Annotated in this window: 17 protein-coding genes; 12 read left to right on the top strand and 5 right to left on the bottom strand. The window is 63.8% G+C overall.

Annotated features, from left to right (window positions below; all coding sequences use genetic code 11):
* Positions 1 to 162 precede the first annotated feature (162 nt).
* Both SR3_RS17405 and SR3_RS17410 read right to left on the bottom strand, forming a co-directional pair.
* A complete protein-coding gene (locus SR3_RS17405; RefSeq protein WP_068089008.1) occupies positions 163 to 1,596 on the bottom strand; it encodes an aromatic ring-hydroxylating oxygenase subunit alpha in 1,434 nt (477 codons plus the stop codon).
* Positions 1,597 to 1,766: 170 nt separating this feature from the next.
* Positions 1,767 to 2,246 (bottom strand): nuclear transport factor 2 family protein, encoded by a 480-nt coding sequence (locus tag SR3_RS17410; RefSeq protein WP_068089011.1) that lies wholly within the window; start codon positions 2,244 to 2,246, stop codon positions 1,767 to 1,769.
* Between the two features lie 188 nt (positions 2,247 to 2,434).
* Between SR3_RS17410 and SR3_RS17415 the strand changes: the two genes are divergently transcribed.
* From SR3_RS17415 to SR3_RS17435, 5 genes are all read left to right on the top strand, one after another.
* Positions 2,435 to 3,358, top strand: coding sequence for a LysR family transcriptional regulator (locus SR3_RS17415; protein WP_068089013.1), 924 nt, complete (start codon positions 2,435 to 2,437; stop codon positions 3,356 to 3,358).
* A 33-nt stretch (positions 3,359 to 3,391) separates the two neighbouring features.
* Positions 3,392 to 4,417: a DUF2889 domain-containing protein gene (locus SR3_RS17420; protein WP_157098926.1), complete on the top strand. Its 1,026-nt coding sequence runs from the start codon at positions 3,392 to 3,394 to the stop codon at positions 4,415 to 4,417.
* A gap of 180 nt (positions 4,418 to 4,597) precedes the next feature.
* Complete coding sequence (locus SR3_RS17425) at positions 4,598 to 5,695, top strand: acyl-CoA dehydrogenase family protein (protein ID WP_245653965.1); 1,098 nt, start codon at positions 4,598 to 4,600, stop codon at positions 5,693 to 5,695.
* Positions 5,692 to 6,681 (top strand): acyl-CoA dehydrogenase, encoded by a 990-nt coding sequence (locus SR3_RS17430; protein ID WP_084455675.1) that lies wholly within the window; start codon positions 5,692 to 5,694, stop codon positions 6,679 to 6,681. The genes SR3_RS17425 and SR3_RS17430 overlap by 4 nt, the downstream gene beginning before the upstream one ends.
* Before the next feature lie 3 nt (positions 6,682 to 6,684).
* Positions 6,685 to 7,755 (top strand): MaoC family dehydratase, encoded by a 1,071-nt coding sequence (locus SR3_RS17435; protein ID WP_068089025.1) that lies wholly within the window; start codon positions 6,685 to 6,687, stop codon positions 7,753 to 7,755.
* Here the strand turns inward: SR3_RS17435 and SR3_RS17440 are convergent.
* The 3 genes from SR3_RS17440 to SR3_RS17450 form a co-directional block, all read right to left on the bottom strand.
* Complete coding sequence (locus SR3_RS17440) at positions 7,740 to 8,678, bottom strand: alpha/beta hydrolase (protein ID WP_068089028.1); 939 nt, start codon at positions 8,676 to 8,678, stop codon at positions 7,740 to 7,742. The two genes, SR3_RS17435 and SR3_RS17440, sit on opposite strands and share 16 nt — an antisense overlap.
* 16 nt (positions 8,679 to 8,694) lie before the next feature.
* Positions 8,695 to 9,897: an MFS transporter gene (locus tag SR3_RS17445; protein ID WP_068089031.1), complete on the bottom strand. Its 1,203-nt coding sequence runs from the start codon at positions 9,895 to 9,897 to the stop codon at positions 8,695 to 8,697.
* A gap of 93 nt (positions 9,898 to 9,990) precedes the next feature.
* Positions 9,991 to 10,578: a TetR/AcrR family transcriptional regulator gene (locus SR3_RS17450; protein WP_169805657.1), complete on the bottom strand. Its 588-nt coding sequence runs from the start codon at positions 10,576 to 10,578 to the stop codon at positions 9,991 to 9,993.
* A gap of 308 nt (positions 10,579 to 10,886) precedes the next feature.
* Between SR3_RS17450 and SR3_RS32740 the strand changes: the two genes are divergently transcribed.
* The 7 genes from SR3_RS32740 (at position 10,887) to SR3_RS17480 (ending at position 19,209) form a co-directional block, all read left to right on the top strand.
* On the top strand, positions 10,887 to 11,633 hold the full coding sequence (locus SR3_RS32740) for an amidohydrolase family protein (RefSeq protein WP_084455676.1): 747 nt from the start codon (positions 10,887 to 10,889) through the stop codon (positions 11,631 to 11,633).
* Positions 11,590 to 12,672: an amidohydrolase family protein gene (locus SR3_RS32745; protein WP_307562286.1), complete on the top strand. Its 1,083-nt coding sequence runs from the start codon at positions 11,590 to 11,592 to the stop codon at positions 12,670 to 12,672. The genes SR3_RS32740 and SR3_RS32745 overlap by 44 nt, the downstream gene beginning before the upstream one ends.
* Positions 12,673 to 12,715: 43 nt before the next feature.
* Positions 12,716 to 14,656 (top strand): flavin-containing monooxygenase, encoded by a 1,941-nt coding sequence (locus SR3_RS17460; RefSeq protein WP_068089037.1) that lies wholly within the window; start codon positions 12,716 to 12,718, stop codon positions 14,654 to 14,656.
* 195 nt (positions 14,657 to 14,851) lie between these two features.
* A complete protein-coding gene (locus SR3_RS17465) occupies positions 14,852 to 15,613 on the top strand; it encodes an SDR family NAD(P)-dependent oxidoreductase (RefSeq protein ID WP_068089040.1) in 762 nt (253 codons plus the stop codon).
* Between the two features lie 186 nt (positions 15,614 to 15,799).
* Positions 15,800 to 16,621, top strand: a complete 822-nt coding sequence (locus tag SR3_RS17470; RefSeq protein WP_245653966.1) for an alpha/beta fold hydrolase — start codon at positions 15,800 to 15,802, stop codon at positions 16,619 to 16,621.
* A 193-nt stretch (positions 16,622 to 16,814) separates the two neighbouring features.
* Positions 16,815 to 17,951 (top strand): epoxide hydrolase family protein, encoded by a 1,137-nt coding sequence (locus SR3_RS17475; protein WP_068089047.1) that lies wholly within the window; start codon positions 16,815 to 16,817, stop codon positions 17,949 to 17,951.
* Between the two features lie 289 nt (positions 17,952 to 18,240).
* Positions 18,241 to 19,209 (top strand): NAD(P)H-dependent flavin oxidoreductase, encoded by a 969-nt coding sequence (locus SR3_RS17480; protein WP_218018841.1) that lies wholly within the window; start codon positions 18,241 to 18,243, stop codon positions 19,207 to 19,209.
* The last annotated feature ends 78 nt before the right edge of the window (positions 19,210 to 19,287 follow it).

Below are 19,287 nucleotides of genomic sequence, written 5' to 3' on the forward strand. Positions count from 1 at the left end.
GCGGCGATGCTGGCGCGCCGTTCTCTGGATAACCAAGCGCAATCGGCGCCGGCTGGCTAGGAACATCGTGTTTTTCTGCGTGGTTAGACAAGTCTCGATGCCGCGCCGGCCCGATCACGGCATGATCGGGCCGGTATCGCTGGCTGGATCATGGGGGAGGGCTTAGCCCTCGATGCCCATGGTGCGCATATAGGCTTCGTGGAAATGCTTGACGCGGATTTCCTGCTCGATCGCCAGGATCGGCCGGGCGACCGCCGGATCCGCCGCTTTCATGCCCTTGTGCACTTCCTCCATGTTTTCCATGTCCTCGTCCATGATATAGCCGACATGGCCGGTGGCGGGATAGTCGCGGCCCTTTTCATGGAAATCGATATGGACGGTTTCGGGCACGGCGGGGCGCGGCGCATCTTTCGCCAGCGGGCGCAGCCAGCGGATTTCCATCACGCATTCGTCAGCGCTGTCACCCAGCGGGGTGAAATTGTACCACCATGACAGGCCTTCGCCCCACCACGGGAAAAAGGCCGGATAGGCGTACCACTGATGCATATCGACCAGATAGGAGACGCTGCGCCCCGTGAAATCGACGCCATTCTGTTCGCGGTGAACCTCGATGGTCTTCTCGGCGGCATAGGCGCGCGCTTCGGCCACGGTTTCACCTACGCCTTCCGGCGGGAAGGGCAGCATATAGGTGTTGCAGAACAATTCCAGCGAGACGCGTGGCGACACCTCATCCTTCACCCAGCCATCGGGGATCAGGGCGGGCGTGATCAACCGGCTGACCGAGGCCTTGCCATCGTCCCAACAGTCGGTCTGGGTGTAGGTCGAGCCGAAGATCGGCATGCCGCTGGGATGGGTGGTGAGCACATGATAGCCTTCCAGAAAGGCTTCCAGACCGGATTTCCAGTTGATCTTGACCTTCTTCTTGATACGGATCGCGGTGTATCGGTCTTCCTGCGGGCAGTCGGAGAAATGTTCGGGCATCACACCAAGAGCATCGCTCAGAGGACCAGCATTGAGATCGGGATTGATGAAGACGTTGCCGCCCCAGCTGGCGCATTGGACCGGTCGGAGGCTGAAGAGTTCGGGCGTGGCATTGGGGAATTCTTCCTCGCGCGGCACCCACACCAGCTTGCCCTTGAGGTCATAGCTCCAGGCGTGAAACGGGCATTGCACCATATCACCTGATTCCGGCTTCTCTCCGCACAGGCGGCGAGCGCGGTGGCGGCAGCTGTTCCAGAAGGCCGAAAACTCGTTCTCGCCCGAATGGATCACCAGGAAGGACAGCGGGCCGACGTCATAGGCGACGCGATCACCGATGTTGGGAATATCTTCCGCGCGACAGGCCACTTGCCAGGTTTTGGTCCAGATTTTGTCGATCTCTTCCGGGACATAAGCGGGATCGATGTAATATTTGTAGGGCAGCGGCTTGTTGTTGGGCCGGTGCGTGCCGCGATCGGCAGCGGTCTTGGGGATTTCCTCGCCAGCGCGGCGGATGTATTCCACATAGGGCGGCATATCGTCAAACTGCGTGCCAAGCGCGGCACGGACGTAGCTCTTGTTGCCATATTTGGTGATGTCGATGGTTGTGTCGCTCATGGGAACACCTTTTTCTTTCACTTACAGTGCTGTAAGGGAGCATGAAGCCGTTTGGCGCCTCTCCCGCGCCGGCAGCAGCAGATTACCATCGGGCACGCCGCCTTGAGAAGGCCGGGCTTGTCCCTGCAGGATGGTCCACATGTCTGCAGATGACATGAAATCCAACAACATCATCCTGGGACATGGGCGACCCGCAGACGGGTCAAGCGCAGCGTGGCGATCTTCCATTGCCCCGCCACCTTCCGATAGGTTTCGTGATAATGACCATAGCCATGGATCTCGGCCACCGGCGAGTCGGGCGGGAGAGTGAGCCGGTCGGCCATGGGCCAGATCGCCGAGGCGGTGTCGGGCCCGGTCACGGTGATTTCGGGCATGAAGCCCTGATGCACTGAGCGCAGAGGCGTGAGGCCAGCGCTGATATAGGCAATGATCGCGGCGCGGCCTTGCAGCAGATGCTCGCCTTCCGCCTGCGCTGCGCCGGATGGCGGAGGCGTGGCGGGATCGGTCATGGCCTGGGTGTAATCGCAGAAAGCGTCTTCGCAGAAGACGTCCGCCAGCAGATTCCAATCCTTGGTGTCCATGGCCCGAAAATACCGGGCCTTCAGCAGGCGTATGGCTTCAGTGGCAAGCAAATCATCAAGCGCGGTCATGTCTGGGCCTTCGGTGTGGTCGATGAAGGGGGCATGTCACGCCTGGTGCCGCCGTTTGGGAAGCGGTTTGCGAGGCTGAACAGGATATCTCCACTGCGGGCAAGCCTGATCGCGGCAGCAGTCATCGGTGATCGGCTCTGGCCGCTGAATCGCTTGCCAAGCATGGATCGTGCCCCGATACCCAGGCCATGGTCGATCGCCTTCCCTCGCTGCGCGGCATAGAAACTTTCGTCTGCGTGGCAGAACTGCTGAACCTGCGCCTGGCCTCGGAACGGTTGCATGTGACGGTTTCCGCGATCAGCCACCGCATCCATGTGCTGGAGGAAGAGCTGGGCATCTTGCTCTTCCATCGCGGTGGCCGCCATTTGCGCCTGAGCGCGGAGGGTGAGGCCTTTCTCAATGATTTGCGGCCCGGCATAGCACTGATGAATGAGGCAACCGCACGCGCGCGCAGCATTGTGGCACGGCCAGTGCTACGCGTTACGGCGCCTGCGCAGTTTCATGATCAGTGGCTGTTGCCGCATCTGGATGATTTTCTCGCGCTGAATCCCGGCGTGCGTGTGGAATTGCTCAGCATCGGTCGACGGCGCTCCGCCGCGACGGATGTCAGCGTGCTGCCGCTGACCTCCGCACTGCTAAGGGACGGCGCCGAGCCGCTGATCGAAAGCGCCATCACGCCGATGTGCAGCCCGGCTTTTCTCGCCGCCCATCCGATCAGCGCTCCCGGAGATCTGCTGGCCCTGCCGCTGATTGATACCGTGCCCTCGATGAACGGCTGGCGCGACTGGTTCGCGTCGGTGGGCATCGATGAAGAGGTGCCGCCGCTGGCGGTCGGTGTCGACCATCAGATCCTGCTCTGCGGCGCGGCGATGCGGGGGCTGGGGGTCACGCTCGGGATCAGGGCGCTGGTGGCCGATCTTGTGGCGCAAGGGCTGCTGGTGGAACCCCTGCCCATCGCCAGTGGCTACACGATCGGCTTTGGCACGGTGGTCAATGAGAGCGGCCAGCTGCGCCTGGCCCGCAGCTTTGTTCGCTGGCTCCAGGAGACCTTTCGAAATTCTTCAACGGTCTCGCAAAATTCTGGAACATCGGCCGGGGATGAAACCGGTTAGGCGGCACAATTGGTTCCATTTGCGGAGAATGCCATGACCACCGCGCTCGCGGTTGCGCTGAATGCCACGCCGCCCAGCCAGCCCGCACGCCGCCCGATGTCCTTGCGCCGCACCAGCTCGCTTCAGACCCACTGGCCGGAGGGCGCCGCCAACCCCATGGTGATGGCCGGGCGCGCGCGCGATTGTGTGACCCGGCATGACGGCAGCAACCGGATCGTGGAATCCGAATGGCTGGAAGCGCGCTTCGACAAGGCCAAGCGGCTGGCCGGCCTGCGCGCTGGCCGGCGCAGCGATGGTCTGGCCGACTTTACCGGTCTTGCCCCTGGGGGGCCGATGCGCAAGGCCATGGCCACCGCCATGCCGGAGGAGGGTGCGCGGGCGACATTGCTGCACCGCATGCTTGACGACATGGCGGGCGCCACCTTCATGGCCAGCGCCGCCTGGTACGCCTGGCCGGGCGGCACTGAGGGCTACCATGTCGCCTCGCAAACCGAATCCTTTGAGCACCGGCAGGTGGAGGGGGTTTGCATCAGCTATTTTGCGGACTCCTATGCGCTCACCCCTGAAGGCACGGTCAATGACCCGGTGGCGGATCACCCGAGGGCGCCCCCCGCGCTGCCGGATGCCGACAGGCTGGGCTGGCACGATCTGGCTCCCACCGCTCCGCAAAATCAGTGGCGCCTGCGCCGGACCGATCTGTGGCAGGATGATGACGGCTTCCAGTGCAGCGCATGGTTTCAGGACAGCGCCAGCCTGCCCGGCACGCTGGATCAGCGGATCATTTTCCACGAGTATGCCCTGAACGCTCGTTTCGCGCCGGACACGCTGGCCCTGCTCGATATCGCTGTCGACGCCCGTGTCCTGCCCTTTTCCACCTGCCGTGCCGCCCCGGCGACGGCGCGCAAGCTGATCGGGATCGAGGCGCGGGATTTACGCCTGCAGGTGCCGCGCCTGCTGGCTGGCGCTGCTGGCTGCACCCATCTCAACGATATGCTCCGCTCCATTCAGGACATTGAGGGCATGCGCGATAGGCTCTGTGCCGAGATGGCCGCCGGATAAACGCAATCCTTCCTGTGCAGACTAGCCCCTCTGCATGTCTGGCCTACCCGGTGCCGCTATGAGGTGAGGAGACAGATGGCGCGGCGCCTTGCATTGCGCCGATGCGAAAGACGAGGGTTTGGCGTGAGGCTGACAGTCGAAAATTATCCTCCAGGAACAATACCACCGCATGCCGAGGCCTTGCGGGCCCCCGTCAAGGCCTTCATCGCCGAGCAGCTGGCGGGCAGCCCCGCGCATCTGCGGGCGCGCAGCTGGTCTGGCTTTGATGCTGGCTTCAGCAAGGCGCTGGCGGCGCGCGGCTGGGTAGGGGTGGGGATTCCCAAACAGTATGGCGGGGCCGGGCTCGATCCGTTCAGCCGTTTCGTGCTGGTCGAGGAATTGCTGGCCGCAGGGGCGCCGGTGGCTGCGCATTGGTTCGCCGACCGGCAAAGCGCCCCCCTGATCCTGCATTACGGCAGCGAGGCGCAGCGCACCAGCTTCTTGCCGCGCATCTGCCGGGGCGAGCTGTTCTTCTGCATCGGCATGAGCGAGCCCAATTCGGGATCGGACCTGGCCAGCGTGCGCAGCCGCGCGGAACGGGTGCCTGGCGGATGGAAGCTCAACGGGCAGAAGATCTGGACGACCTATGCCCATAAGTCGCATTACATGATCGCGCTGATCCGCACTTCCGGCACCTCGGAGGACCGGCAGCAGGGGCTGTCACAATTCCTGGTCGATCTGTCGCTGCCGGGTGTGACGGTCAATCCCATCAAACTGGGCACCGGCGACAGCGATTTCAACGAGGTCTTCTTCGAGGATGTGATCCTGCCGGAGGATGCGCTGGTCGGGACAGAGGGCAATGGCTGGCAACAGGTCAATGCCGAACTGGCCTTCGAGCGCAGCGGGCCGGAGCGGATCTATTCCAGCCTGGTGCTGCTCGACCTCTGGGCAAGCTTGCTGGGCGGTGATCCTACCCCGGATGAGGCGGCGCGACTGGGCCGCATGCTGGCGCGGCTGGCCCCCTTGCGCGCCATGTCGGTGGCGATGACCGGGCTGTTGGCGGCGGGCCAGTCGCCCCTGACCGAGGCGGCGCTGTTCAAGGATGCGGGCACGGCGCTGGAGCAGCAGATCCCCGCCGAGATTGCCGATGCGATCGCGGCAAGGCCGGATCGCGCAGCGGATCCGGAACTGCTGCGCACTCTGGCCTATCTGATGCAGCTCAACCACGTCTTTTCGCTGCGTGGCGGAACCCGCGAAATCCTGCGCGGCATGATTGCAAGGGGGCTTGGCCTGCGATGAGTGACAACGCTGCTATGCAAGACGAGAACGCATTTCTGATCGACGCTTTCAGGCGCCAGCTGAGCGAAACGGTCACGCCCGCCCGCATCCGCGGCATCGAGCGTGGCGAGGGCGCGGATGCCCTGTGGAACGAGCTGTATGACACTGGCTTCCTCGATGCGCTGGTCCCCGAAGCTTCGGGCGGCGCGGGATTGACTCTGGCTCAGGCCTTTCCGCTGCTGATGGCGGCGGGTGAGCATGCGGTGCCGCTGCCTTTTGCCGAAACCATGGTCGCGCGTGGCCTGCTGGTCAGGCATGGCGCCCCGGCGCCACAGCGGGCGGTGATTGTGCTGGGTGGCGATACGCAGCAGGTTCCCGGCGGCCGCTTTGCCACCCATGCGCTGGTCGAGCGCGATGGTGGCGGGATGCTGCTTAGGGTGACGGGCGATGATCTCGATGTGTTCGGCACGGGCGGTTGCTCCAGCCTCGATGAGGGCGAGGTGGTGGCGCGTGTCCCGCTTCCGGCGGGGGCCTGCCAACTGGCGGCGGCGGCTGTTGCTGCGGCGCTGATGGCCGGGGCGATGGGCCGGGTGTTGGACATGGCCTTGCGCTATGCGGGAGCGCGCCAGCAATTTGGTCGCGCTCTGGGCAAGTTCCAGGCGATCCAGCAGCAGCTGGCTGTGCTGGCCCAGGAGGTGATCACCGCCCAGGTCGCGGCTCGCAGCGCTTTTGTCGGCCAGGATTTCGATCCGGCGCGTGTCGCGGCGGCGAAATGCCGCGCCAATGAGGCTGCCGGGGCGGCCTGCAACATCGCTCACGCCATCCATGGCGCGATTGGCGCGACGCAGGAGTTCGATCTGCAGCTCTACACCCGCCGCCTCAAAGAATGGCAGATCGCCTTTGGCTCTGAAACCTATTGGGCCGCCCGCTTGGGACGCCTGCGTCTGGCAGCACAGACCGCGACGAGCGCCGATTTCCTGCGCCAGCATCTCGCGCATGAGGAGTAATGCATGACAGCCTATCCATCGCTGGTCTGGGAAGAGGTCGAGGAAGGGGCGGTGTTGCCCGGTTTCGACTATGAGCTGAGCCTGCTGCGTCTGGTCGCCTTCGTCCGCGCGACGGGGCTCTATGATTATGTGCACCACGATTCCCACTATGCGCAGGCCGTCGGGGCGAAGGATGCCTTCATCTCGACCACCCAGGTCGGCGGCCTCTTCACCCGGTTGATCACCGACTGGTCCGGCCCCGCCACGCTGCTGCGCCGGATCGTGTTCAGCATGACAGCGCAATGCCTGCGCGGTGACATGCTTGCCGTCAGCGGCAAGGTCAGCCGCAAGCATCGCGGTGCGGATGGCAGCTATCTGGTGGATATCGCGCTGAACATCGCGTTGCCGGAGGTGGCCAGCGCGGCGGCGGCCACGGCCACGGTGGAGATGCCCTCTTCGTCCGGGCGCATGCCTGCCCCGGCGCGGGAACGCTCCGCCGAAGAGATGATCGCCCCGAATGAGGATATGCCCGATTTTGCGCGTGCGATGATCGGCCAGATGCGCGAGGGGAACTGGGAGCCGCGCGCGCCCTTGCTGGCCAGCGATGTGCATCTGTGGTGCGAAGCGCTGGAGGACTGGAACCCGCTCTACTGGGATGAGGCTTATGCTGCGCAATCGCCTTTCGGCACCATCGTCTCGCCGCCGGTGGGCCTGTTCTATGGCGCGGACAGCGCGCTGAACGTTGGCCTGGGCTGCCGTAAGCCGGGGGCTGACGTGCCCGAACCGGTCTTGCGCAACCTGCATGGCATGGCCTTGATGAGCGCGCTGCGCCCTGGGATCATCAAGGGCGGTGTGCCCTTTCCCCCGCCCGATTGCCCGGAGGCGGTGGTTACCCAAGCGGTCTATAATTTCTATACGCCGCTGCGTGTCGGCGACACGTTGCGCACCGAACAGCGCCTGGTGACCTGTAGCCCCCGGCGCAAGACAAGGCTGGGCGAGGGCTATTTCGTGACGGGGGAAAACACCCTGCTCAACCAGCGCGGGGAACTGGTGCGGACCGCCTCGCTCAGCCTGTTCTGCTACAGCGCGGCCTGATTGGCGAGGCCACGCAGCCATGCCCCGGCCATGGCGATCACAGCGGGGCCATCGGTCAGTACCGGTGCCAGGCTGAGAAAGCCGTGGATCTGACTGGGGACATGGACATGGGTGACCAGCACCCCGGTTTGCGCGAGCGCGCTGGCATAGGCCAGCCCCTCGTCACAGAGCGGATCATGCCCGGCGGTCACGATGAAACAGGGCGGAGCATGGGCAAGGTCCGGCGCGCGCAGCGGTGAAGCGCGCCAGTCGAACCCATTCTCGTCCGGCCCCAGATAATGCGCGCGAAACCAGCGCATGGTCGAAGTGGTGAGGGGCGGGGCGGCCCCCATCCGCGCATAGGAGGGATGCTCCGCACCGAGATCGGTGACGGGATAGAACAGGATCTGGCCCGCCAGATCGCCATGCAGCAAGGCCAGCACTGCCGCCAGATTGCCACCGGCGCTGTCGCCCGAAACAAACAGCTTGCGGGCATTGAAGCCAAGTGTCGAAGCCTGCGTGCGGATCCATGCCAGCGCGGTTGCGGCATCTTCCAGCGCGCCGGGAAAGCGCGTTTCGGGGGCCAGCCGGTAGGCCAGCGACAGGACAATGGCCGAGGTCGCCCCGCATAGCCGCCGGCAGAGGTCGTCATGCGTATCCAGATCGCACACCACCCAGCCCCCGCCGTGCAGGAACAGAATAGCGGGGGGAGGTTGCTGGCCGCCCGGTGCCGGATGATAAAGGCGACAGGTCAAAGCGCCTGCCTCCGTGGGGATGGCGATATGCTCGACATGACCAACCTGACAAGCCGCCGGGTTTGACGGGCTGAAGGCCCGCGCCATGGCCCGCGCCTCGGCAGGCGTCAGCGTCTCATAGGACGGCGGCGGATTGTCCGCCATGGCCGCGAGCAGGGCTTCGACCTGGGGGTGCAGGCGTGCGCTCATCGTGATCGCTCCAGGGTTACATTGTGGAAGGGGCGATGGCCCCCCGCGGCATCCGCGCGGCGGCCCAGGCGAAGAGCAGCGTCGCCAGGCCCAGGGCGCAGGCGCAACCGGCAAAGGCATGGTGATAATTGCCCTGCCGCACGAAGGCCCAGCCGACCAGTGGCGTGACGGAAAACAGGAACGGCAACTTGATGCCATAGCCAAAAGCCATGGCGCGGCTTCCGGTGACAGGTCCGAAAAGATGGATCATCGCGGCCCCGAACAGCGTCGTGAGCGGCACCGTCACCAGCCCGAGCAACCCCGCGACGGGCGTCAACACCGCCAGCGGTCCCGTCGCCAGAGTGAACCAGCAGATCGTCTGGGTGACCGCGCCGATGGCCAGGGCTAGCGGAGGGCCAATATGATCGGCCAGCCATCCCATCGCCAATGTGCCGAAAATACCGACACCATAATAGGCGGAGAGCATAAGCGCGGCATGCGGCAGGCTGAGGCCCCGGCTCTGCCCAAAGGGAATGGCATGCACCACAAAGGCCGAGCCGGTGCCGGCAATGATCGCGATGCCCAGCGTCATCAGCCAATAGGCCGGCTGCCCAAAAATGCCGCGCAGCCCGGTGGCCCCTTGCGCTGCCTTTGCGGCAGGAGCCCGCGCGGGGCTGGTGCGGGGCAGCAGGCCGATGACGGGCAAGGTCAGGACGGAAAGCAGGGCCAGAATGCCGTAGACACCCTCCCGCCCCAGCGATGGCAGGGTCAGGGCGATGGCATAAGGCACCGCGAAAAGCACCAGCGGCAGGTTGACGATCCCCAGGATCTGGCCGCGCCGCGCCGGGAACTGCGCGGCGATCAGGCTCAGTGGCCCCAGAATCCCAGCCGCCATCGCCCCGGCCCCCAGCAGGGTGAAGCACAGCAGCGACAGGTCATAGCGGCTGGTCAGCATCAGCCCGGCATAGCCGAGCCCGCAGGCTGCCGATCCGGCGGCGATCGCCGTTCTTGGCGCCAGCCGGTGCATGATGCCACCCATCAGGGTGGAGGTGATGGCCATGGTGGTGACGACCGCGCTCATCCCGAAGGAGATCGCTTCACGGTTGACATGCAGATGCGCTTCATTGGCCCCGAGCAAAGCGCCAAAGGAGCCGAAGGCAAAGCCCATCGTCACGTTCTGGACCAGCGCGCAGATCAGCACGGTTCGCCAGACGTTGCTGGCAGGCGGGGCATCTGGCATGGTGCCGATTGTCCTTTCCGGTTGGTTTGCGCCACGGTATCGCGCTTTTGCCCGCGTGATGTGTCTGTGGCGGAAAGCCGCCAAGCCTGCGGTTCAGCGGTGATGTGCGGGGGCGAACAGGGCGATCAGATAATCGGCCCATGCCTCGCCGTGCAGCGCCTCTTCGCTCAGCCAGTCCGGGGCCAGGATGGGCAATTGCTTCACCAGGCCGCCGGCCAGCACCATCATGCAAATGGCGGTCTTGCGCGTGTCGGTCGCCGCGCCATAGACGCCGGTTGTGACCAGGCTGCAAACCGTGCGGTGGATGTGATCGATGATCAGGCCGGAATGGCGCGAGAGGAAAGCGTCCCGCACCTCTGATTTGGCCTTGCCGAATTCGGCGATGGAAATGCGGGTGGATTCCTGTTCGGACAGAAACAGATCGAGCAGGGCGGCCAGAATGATGCGGGTGGGATCGCCATCCTGCTGCGCGATGCTGCAGTCCATCGCTTTCAGCCTGGCCTCCATGCGGCTGACCGATTGCTGCATCATGGCCATCATCAACCGGCTTTTGCTGCCGAAGTAATAGCGTACCATCTCCTGCGAGGTGTCGGCCTGTTCCGCGATTTCGCGCAGGGTGATTTCATCGGGCGATTTGGTCTGCAGCAGGCTGCGCAGTGCGGCCAGAAGCTCTGCGGGCACATCACTGCGCGCCTGCTGGCGGGGCCTGCCGCGCGTCCGGTTGCGTTCGTCCGCGCGTTCATGTCCCTTTTCATCCCCCCGTTCATTGCTGTCTTGCGGCATTGCCCGGTGCCTCTCTTATTGTTTGGCGGCACAATTATCGTGCTTGACCATGTCAGCATCGGCGCGCAATTTTCCGATCTGTCGAGCACAGATCGGCAGCATGGCGTGGCCATGCAAGACTTGTCCCACCACCAGAACAGAAGCAGCGGGCGGCCGGCATAAGCCAAGCCGCGCCGCCTTTTCGCACCCAACGCCGGGAGAGAGCCGTGACAAGCAGCGATTGTGATCTTGTTATTCGTGGCGGCACGGTCGTCGATGGCCTGGGCGGTGCGCCCTTTACCGCCGATGTTGCGCTCAAGGGCGACAAGATTGTTCTTGTTGGCGCGGTTCCCGCGAAAGGTGCCCAGGAGATCGATGCGCGCGGCCTGCTGGTGACTCCGGGTTTTGTCGACATCCACACACATTATGATGCCCAGGCGATCTGGGATGAGCGGCTGGCCCCCTCATCCGACCATGGGGTGACTGCGGTGGTGATGGGCAATTGCGGTGTCGGCTTTGCGCCATGCCGCCCCGCTGACCGGCAGACCTTGATCGCGCTGATGGAAGGGGTGGAAGATATTCCCGGCGTGTGCATGGCAGAAGGCCTGAGCTGGGACTGGGAAAGCTATCCCCAGTATCTCGATGCCGTGGCGGCACGGCCGCATGACATCAACATCGGCAGCTATCTGCCCCATGCGCCCTTGCGCGTCCATGTGATGGGCAAGCGCGCCGCCGCGGGCTCTGCGGCAACGCCGCAAGACTGCCGCCGGATGGCCCAGTTGGTGAGCGAGGGCATGAAGGCGGGCGCTTTGGGCTTTGCCACCTCGCGCAGCCTTTTTCACAAAAGCAGCTCGGGGGAGGCGATCTGCACTCTGGACGCGGAGGAAGCCGAGCTTCTGGCCATCGCCGAAGCGCTGCGCGAGAATGGGGATGGCATCCTGCAGGTGGCGGTCGATTTCGCGGGGGGGGCATGACCTTGACTCGGAATTCGCCTTGCTGGAGCGTGTCGCGCGCGGGGCGGATCGCACCATGAGCCTGCCAATCGCCCAGATGCATGCCAATCCCGATGGCTGGCGCGCGATCATGGCCAGGATCGAGCAGGCCAATGCCCGTGGCGGCCGGATGGGGGCGCAGGCCTTGCCGCGCGGGATCGGGCTGCTGTTCGGACTGGATCTTTCGGCCCATCCCTTCTTTCTGCGGCCAAGCTACCGCCAGATCGCGGATCTGCCCATCGCGGAGCGGCTGGCCCGACTGCGCGATCCGCAGCTGCGGGCCCGCATCCTGTCGGAGCAGGACATCGCCTATCCCTTCCCGATTGCCCAATCGATCGGCCAGTTCGAGTGGATGTTCGAGGTTGGCAGCCCGTTCCATTACGAGCCGCTGCCCGAAGAGAGCATCGCGGCGCGGGCTCTGGCGCGCGGGGAGGCCGCCGATGCGCTGGCCTATGATCTGCTGCTCGATCATGGTGGGCAGGCGGCGCTTTACATGCCTTTTGCCAATTACGCGAACCGCAATCTGGACACCGCGCTCGAGATGTTCCGGCATCCCGATATCGTGCTGGGGCTGGGGGATGGCGGCGCTCATTATGGCCTGATCTGCGATGCCAGCTATTCCACCTTCCTGCTGAGCTATTGGACCCGTGACCGCACGCGCGGCGAGCGGCTGACCGTGCCGGAGGCGATCCGGGCCTTGTGCCATGATACCGCGCGGCTGGTCGGCCTCGAGGATCGTGGTGTGATCGCGACGGGTTACAATGCCGATATCAACATCATCGATTATGCCAATCTGCAACTGGCCCCTCCGCGCGTGGCCTTTGACCTGCCGGAGCAGGGTCGCCGCCTGACTCAGCGCGCCTCGGGTTATGTGGCCACGATCGTCAATGGCACAGTGGTCTATCGCCATGGTGAGGCAACGGGGGCGCTGCCTGGAACGGTGGTGCGGGGGCGCAGGGGCGCGCCGCCTGCCGCGGCGGCACGCGCGCTGGCCAGCGCCAGCGACGGGAAGATCGGATAAGGCGGCGGCACCCCGCCAGACCGGCCATGAAGGGGAACGATGTATGATGGATATGGCAGCGCAGAGCCCTGCAACTCAGAACTTCTCAGACGCGGTGCCCGATGAGGCCTTTGTGAAGCGCGCGCTGGATATGGCCAATCTCAACGCCTTGCGGGTTGCGCTGTGGCAGGCGACGGGGGACGCGGAACTGGCGCGGATGGGAACGGTGGCGGTGCCCTTCTGGTCCGGCGTCTATGATGTGATCCAACTGGCGCCCGAGCATGCCGAAAGGGTGAAGGCCAAGGCGCTGGCCTTCCTGCGCTCGGGCGCGGGGAGCCGTCTGCCCCATCCCGAGGATGTGCAGATCCGTGACATGATGGCGATGCTGGCGGGCAAGCCGGTTTCGGATTTCATCTTCGAGATGGGCAAGGAGGAGCTGAATTTCGTCGATTATCCGCGCGGCGTTGCCTGGTCGGGTGATGGTCCGCCTGAAGGCAGGGAAGGCTTTCATGTCCTGGTGATTGGCGCTGGCGTTGCTGGTCTGGTGACGGCCATTCATCTGGGGCACCTGGGCATTCCCTACACCATCGTCGAGCGCAATCCAGATGTGGGCGGAACCTGGTGGACCAATGACTATCCCGATGCCCGTGTCGATATTCCCAGCCATCATTACCAGCTGACTGTCACCCGGAAACACCCCTGGCAGCACTGGTTCGCTCCGCAGCCCGAACTGGCCGATTACATCCGCACCGTGGCCGATGATCACGATCTGCGGCGCAACATCCGCTTCGAAACCGAGGTCGCGGCGGCGCATTGGGACGAGAGCGCCAAAGTTTGGCGCATCAGGCTGCGCGACAAGGGGGGCACGGAAACGGCGATCGCCGCCCATGCCATTGTCAGCGGGGCGGGGCTGTTCAACGTTCCCAACACGCCCGACATACCGGGCGTGGAAACCTATCGCGGTGCTTTCTTTCACACCACCAACTGGGACCATAGGTTCGATCATGCCGATAAACGCGTCGGGGTGATTGGCGTGGGTTGCACCGGCGCGCAAGTGATGCCCAGCCTGGCCGAAACGGCAGGCCATGTCACCGTGTTTCAGCGCTCCCCGCATTGGGTCGCAAAGCTGGAGGGGTATCGCGACCGCATCCCGGATGAGGTGCAATGGCTGATGGAGGCCATGCCGCATTATTGGAACTGGTATGTCTTTGCCACCTATTACACGATGTTCTGCGAAGATGGCGCGCTCTTCTCCATCGACCGCGACTGGCAGCGGGAGGGCGGCCTGGTCAGCCGCAAGAACGATGCCTTGCGCCAGGCCCTGACCGATGCCATCGCCCGGGAGTTTCCCGATGATCCCGCGCTGGCGCGCAAGCTTACCCCTGATTGTCCGCCATTCTCCCGGCGACTGGTGGTGGACAATGGCTGGTTCCGGGCGCTGAAGCAGCCCCATGTCTCGCTTGTCACCGCCGGGATCACCCGGATGACCCCGGCGGGCGTGGTCACCGATGACGGGGTTGAGCATCCGCTCGACCTGGTGGTGTGGGCCGGGGGCTTCCGGGCGGAACGTTATCTCTGGCCGGTCCATTATGTCGGCCGCCATGGCCGGACCCTGGAGGAAGCCTGGGCGAAGGATGGCGCGCGGGCCTATCTGGGCATGACAATGCCCGATTTCCCCAACATGTTCATGCTCTATGGGCCGAACACCAACCCGCGCGCCGGGGGCCTGTTCGCATGGATTGAGATCTGGGCCCGTTATGCCGTGCAAGGCATCGCGGCCCTGATCGAAGGCGGGCATGCCGCCATGGAATGCCGGCGTGACGTGCATGACGCCTTCAATGCAGAGGTGGATGCGGCGTTGGGCGACTGCATATGGGGGCTGGACGGTCAGGCATCCTATTACCGTAACCGGCATGGCCGCCAGGGGATCAACAATCCCCTTCGGCCATCGGTCTATTACGACAAGGTGCGCAAGATCAATCTGGCGGATTTTGTTCTGGATTGAACGACCATCTGGGTGCAGCAGTTCTTGCTTATGGCAGAAATCCTCCCATGCGGGGCTTTCCATGGCTGAGGGAGAATGCTGTTTGGGGCTGGCTGGCCTTCCGGTCGTAGCCATGGCGCGTTGGCGCAGCACGTTGGCGCCCGAGGCCAGAGTTACCTGCTCCGGCCCGCGTGCCCAGAAAGTGAGAAAAGGCAAATGGCGATCCTGAAAGACAAGGTTTGCATCGTGACCGGTGGTGCGGGGAGCATTGGCGGGGCGATTGCCCGCAAATTTCTCGATGAGGGCGCTAAAGTCCTCCTTGTCGATCTTTCCGAACAGGCGTTGGAGCAGGCGGTTGCGGCCCTGGCCTCCCCGCATGTTGCCGCCGTACCGGCAGATGTCGGCGACGATGAGCAGACGCAGGCCTTTGTCGCTGCTGCGGTCGAACGCTGGGGGCGCGTGGATGTCCTGATCTGCAATGCGGGGAATGCCGGGCCGATCGGCGGGATCGAGGACTATCCGGTCGAGGCGATGGACGATGTCTATCGTGTCCATGTGCGCGGCGCGTTTCTGGGCAGCAAGCATGCGATCCCGCATATGGCGGAGGGCAGCAGCATTGTCATCATGTCGAGCGTGGCCGGATTGGGCGGCAGCCCGGGCGTTTATGCCTATGCGACGGCCAAGCATGCCCAGGTCGGCCTGATGCGCTCCATCGCGAAGGAGGTTGCCAAGCGCGGGATCCGGGTGAACACGCTTCATCCCGGCCCGATCGACAACAGTTTCCAGACCGAGATCGAGCGATCCTTCAGTCCGCTGATCGGCGGCGGCGACGCGACGGCGCTGATGAATTCGATGATCCCGATGGGACGGCATGGCGAGGCGAGCGAAATCGCTCAGGCAGCGCTGTTCCTCGCCTCTTCGATGAGCAGCTTCACCACCGGTAGCGTGCTGGTGGCCGATGGCGGTTTTACCAGCTGAGCGAAGCTAGCCAAGAGACGCCGCAAGCTGCTGGACAAACTCCGCGTCATAGCCTTTCGATGAATTGAAAATGCGGGGTGCCATCCGCCATTGTGGCGGAACGGATCGGCAGCAGATGTGACGAAAAGGCGGTTCATGCAGAGCTTCGCGCAAAAGGATTATCGCGCCGAAGGGGGGCTCCGGCTCGTGGCGGACATAGCCGGTCCGGCAGGAGCGCCTCTGGTGGTCCTGCTCCATGGCGGGGGGCAGACGAGGCATTCCTGGGCAGGCGCGATGGGGCTGCTGGTGGGGGCCGGTTACCGCGTGATCAGCTTCGATGCGCGCGGGCACGGCGATAGCGACTGGTCGCCCGAGGGGCACTATGATCTGCCATCGCGCGCGCGGGATCTGCAGGTCATTCTGGCAGAGGAGGATCGCGCGGCCTCTGATCGGCCAACCGCGCTGGTGGGTGCCTCGATGGGCGGAATGACCAGTTTCTACGGGGTCGGCAAAGGTCTGTTGCACAGCATTCGGGGGTTGGTGCTGGTTGATATCGTCCTGCGGCCGGCGGAGGCGGGGGTGCGCAAGATCCAGTCCTTCATGCAGGGACATACGGATGGCTTCGCCACGCTGGAGGCGGCCGCCGATGCGGTTGCCGCCTACAACCCCCAGCGCCCCCGGCCCAGAGACATCAGCGGGCTGATGAAGAATCTGCGACGGCGCGACGATGGCCGCCTGCATTGGCACTGGGACACACGGATGCTGGAGCCCAGCACCAACCCGGATACGCCGGACTGGAGCGATCAGTTGATCGCCGTGAGCCATGGTGTGACCGTTCCGACCCTGCTGATCCGGGGCGATCAGAGCGATATCGTCGATGATCAGGGGGTGAGCGAGCTGAAGCGGCTGGTGCCCCAGACCCAGGTTCTTGATGTGGCCGGGGCTGGCCATATGGTCGCGGGGGATCGCAATGATGCCTTCAACGCCGGCGTCCTGGCGTTTCTGGCAGAGCATATGCCGGCGCGGTGAAAGCTGTGCCCGGTGATCGCTGGGCCGCTTCATGCCATGGTCCGCATGGATTTGTCCGGGGGTGCATCCTGTCTTGATCCCTTGCCGAAGAGGCTTCTGGTCCGCGCTTCCCGCATCCTAACATGCGGCATGCATCGCCAGGCTGCCTGGCGTCGCGTGCGTGTCGCGCCAGCGGGGGACAAAGGGGAGTTTGATGATCCGTCCATTCGATTTATCCATCGACCAGGCCGATCTGGACGTTTTGAGCCGCCGCCTGTCCGAGGTGCGCTGGCCAGAGAAGGAAACGGTCGATGACTGGTCGCAGGGCGTTCCGCTGGCGCAGGCCAAGGAGCTTTGCGATTACTGGTGCAACACCTATGACTGGCGCCGCTGTGAGCGGATGCTCAACGGCTGGGGGCAGTTCAAGACCGAGATTGACGGGCTCGACATCCATTTCCTGCATATCAAGTCGCATGAACCGGACGCGCTGCCGCTGCTGCTGACGCATGGCTGGCCCGGATCGATCATCGAATTCGCAAAGGTCATCGGTCCGCTGACCGATCCTGCTGCCCATGGCGGCAAGGCCAGCGACGCCTTCGATCTGGTGATCCCCTCCATCCCCGGTTATGGCTTTTCGGGCCGGCCGGGCGATCAGAGCTGGGGCGTCGACCATATCGCCAGCGCCTGGATCACGCTGATGCGGCGGCTGGGCTATCGGCGCTTCGTGGCTCAGGGTGGCGATTGGGGCTCGGCGATCACCACCGAGCTGGCGATCCAGCGGCCCCCGGAATGCGTGGCGATCCATCTCAACATGCCGCTGGCCTTTCCCCCGCCGCCCGACACGCCCGGCCTGACCCCCGAGGAGGTGAAGGCCGCGCAGGACCACATCGACTTTGTGACGACCGGAACCGGCTATTCGTTACTTCAGGGCACGCGCCCGCAGACGATCGGCTATGCTCTGGTCGATTCCCCGATGGGGCAGGCGACGTGGATCTATGAGAAATTCAAGGCCTGGGCCGATTGCGCCGAGACACCGCAGGCCAGTTTCGGCTGGGATGCCCTGCTCGACAACATTATGCTGTACTGGTTGATGGGGAATGGGGCCTCCGCCGGGCGACTCTATTGGCAGAGTGCCCATGCCTCTTTCACTGACACGCGCAAGGTGACCCTGCCCACGGGATGCAGCATCTTTCCCAGGGAAATGCTGCGCCCTTCACGCCGCATGGTGGCCGAGCGATATACCAACCTCGTCTATTGGAACGAATTGCCGTGCGGTGGTCATTTCGCGGCCATGGAGCAGCCTGGATTGTTTGTGGACGAGATGCGCACATATTTCCGGCAGTTCAGGTAAAGTCAGCAGGATGCCTTGTCCGGTGCCGTGAGTGCATGCTCCGGGTTCGGGAGACGGTTCATCTACCGCGAGAGCGCCGCAAATCCCCTGCATTCATGCCTGAGCAAGGTCATGCTCCAGCGCAGGTAAAGGTCTGCTGGCACCGTGGTGCTAAAAGGCAATCAACAGCCTTCGTGGCGGAGAAAACCATGATCGTGTCTGGAACGAGGTTCGCCAGCATGGAGGTGTGCCTTTGCCCGCCTGCGGTCAACGATGACTTGCTATGTCAGGAAGCGAAGAGATCAATTCTATGAAAACCCGTATCACTCAAATCCTTGGCATCGAACATCCCATTGTACAGGGGGGCATGATGTGGGTCGGCACAGCGGACTTGGCGAGTGCTGTGTCGAATGCCGGAGGCTTGGGAATTATTACCGCCTTGACCTTCCCGACGCCTGACGCGCTCAGGGCCGAGATCGAGCGATGCCGGAGCCTCACCGACAAGCCCTTTGGGGTCAATCTGACGTTGCTGCCATCCGTTAATCCTCCTCCTTATGGAGATTATCGGCGAGCGATCATCGAGAGCGGCGTGAGGATTGTCGAAACGGCAGGGCACAATCCGCAAGAGCATATCGATGAGTTCAAGAGCCATGGCATCACCGTGCTGCACAAATGCACGGCAGTGCGCCATGCCTTGAGCGCGCAGAGAATGGGGGCGGATGTCATCTCCATTGACGGTTTTGAATGTGCTGGCCATCCGGGAGAAGATGACGTCCCCGGCCTTATCCTGATCCCGACGGCTGCAAATCAAGTCGAGGTACCACTGCTGGCCAGCGGTGGTTTTGGCGATGGACGTGGGTTGGCAGCAGCGCTGGCGCTTGGGGCCGAGGGAATCAATATGGGGACGCGTTTTTGCGCCACCCTGGAGGCACCAATTCATGATGGCATCAAGCAGTTCCTCGTGGCCGGTGACGCACGGGCAACCGATCTGATATTCCGGTCCTTCCGCAACACGGCGCGGGTGGCACGCAATGACATATCCCAGGCGGTACGCCAGGCCGAGGCGCGAGGCGAAGCTTTCGAGGCGGTTGCACCGCTGGTGAAGGGCATACGCGGTGCACAAGGTCTTGCCAGTGGCGATCCGCAGCATGGCGTGGTTACGGCTGGTATGGTGATGGAACTGATCCATGACATTCCCAGTTGCCGGGAGCTTATCGAGCGCATTGTCGGCGACGCCGAAGCGATCATCAAAGGACGCCTGGCAGCAATCGCAGCGTGACCTGCCAGCGCTAACCCCACTCATCCCGGCGTAGCGGCGGTCGAACTCCTCGCCTAATTTCCTAAACTGCAAGGCAAA

The organism is Novosphingobium rosa NBRC 15208, from assembly GCF_001598555.1.
GTDB classification, from domain to species: domain Bacteria; phylum Pseudomonadota; class Alphaproteobacteria; order Sphingomonadales; family Sphingomonadaceae; genus Novosphingobium; species Novosphingobium rosa.